Origin of the sequence: Streptomyces sp. W16, assembly GCF_033194735.1 — a bacterium.
In the GTDB taxonomy this organism is placed as follows: domain Bacteria; phylum Actinomycetota; class Actinomycetes; order Streptomycetales; family Streptomycetaceae; genus Streptomyces.
In genome coordinates this window covers 1-1,719 of sequence record NZ_JAWOAI010001003.1, presented here as the reverse complement: position 1 = coordinate 1,719, position 1,719 = coordinate 1, and the positions used below count along the sequence as shown (strand labels likewise).

Below are 1,719 nucleotides of genomic sequence, written 5' to 3'. Positions count from 1 at the left end.
GGTCACCTCGGCCACCGGCTCGCCGTCACGGCCGGCACACGCGAGGAGGCGGCCGTACGGCTGCGGGACGTCCTCGCCGGGACCGCGGGACACCATGTCCGCACCGGCACCGCCGACACGTCCGGTCCGCTGGTGCTGGACTTCGGCGACGCGGGCGACCGGACCACGTCGTCGGCCGAACTGCCCTTGTGGGAACCGGTGTTCGCCGCGTCCTGGCAGGAAGCCCGGGGCGCGTGGGACGCCCTGAACCTGGACGCGGAGGGGGTCTTCGAGGCGGTGGCCGCGCCGTACGCCTACGCCCGGATGCTGCTCGCCTGGGGAGCCGAGCCCGCCGAACTGCGCGGCAGCGGAACCGGGGAGTACGTCGCCGCGTGCGTGGCAGACGTCCTGCCGCTGCGCGCCGTACTCGCTCTTGCCGCCGCCCGCGTCCTGGACACCCCGGAAGCGCGCGCCGCCGCCGAGGCCGAACTCGCCGCGACCACCACGGCAGTTCCCTCCCTCACCCTGGTCTCCGACCGCAATGGCCTGCTGACGGCCGAGACCGCTCACGACCCGGGGTACTGGCGCGACTTGGCGTCCGAGCCGCGGTCCGGCGACTCCGGTACCGATATCGAACCTGTCCTCACGGTCAGATTCGGGGAGGAGCCGGCCGCCCGCGTCGCCCTCCTGCCCGGGGACGGGGACGGGGACGGCCCCTGGACGGCCGCCGCGCTGCTCTACGCACACGGCGCCGATCTGGACTGGGCGCGCATTCAGCCCGTAGGCCCGGCAGGCCGGACCGACCTGCCCGGTTATCCCTTCGAACGAGCCTCCTACTGGGAGGAGTTCGGCCCGCCCGCCTCGGTGCCCGCCGAGGCCGGCGACGAAAGCGCTCCGGCCCCGACGGAGGGGACGCGGCTCGCTCTGGCCGGGCAGGAAGCCGTGTTCACCCGCACGCTCACGCCGGACGCCCCGGTCCTGCGCGACCACAAGGTCTTCGACGAGGTCGTGGTCCCCGGAGCCTGGCACCTCGCCGCCGCCCTGAGCGCTCTCGCCGGAACGGGATCGGCGCGCCCCGAGGTGCGCAACGTCTCCTTCCTGGCCCCGCTGACCCTCCCCGGGGGCGGCCGACGTGAACTGCAGGTCGTGATCGACCGGCAGAGCGGCAGGCTGCGGACGGCCAGCAGGCTGCCCGGGGACGACACCTGGCTCACCCACACAGAGGGCGCCACGGTCCTCCCGGTCGCGCCCGGCACACAGGAACCGGACGGCATCGGCACCGGTCCGTTCCCCGGCGAGGACGACGACCGGGTACCCGGGCCCCCGGAAGGCGACGGCTGGCAGCTCGTCGAACAGGACGACCTCTACCGGCGGTTCGCCGCCATCGGTATCGGGCTGGGGCCGGAGTTCCGCTGGCTGGAGCGCGCCTGGATCCGGGGCACCGAGGCCGTGGCGAGTCTCTCGCCGCTGGGGGAGGGGGCCGACGGAGAGCCGGCGGCCCTGCCGCCCGGTCTCATCGACTCCTGCTTCCAACTCCTCGCCGCCACCTTCCTGTTCGACCCCGATGCCGAGGTGACGACGGGAGCCTGGGTCCCGGTGTCACTGGACCGCGCGGTGCGGTACGCGCCGTTGCGTGGCCGCTCCTGGGCCAGGGTCCGGCTGTCCGAGCGCGGGGCGCTCAACGCCACCGGTGAAGTGCGGCTGTTGGACGCCTCCGGCACCGGTGTGCTGGAGCTGCGC

General features: G+C 74.5%; 1 protein-coding gene. It reads left to right on the top strand.

The genetic code is table 11. The annotated features are described in order from the left end of the window. The coding region (locus R6V09_RS52445; RefSeq protein ID WP_317888450.1) for a polyketide synthase family protein at positions 1-1,719 on the top strand (1,719 nt) is incomplete at both ends.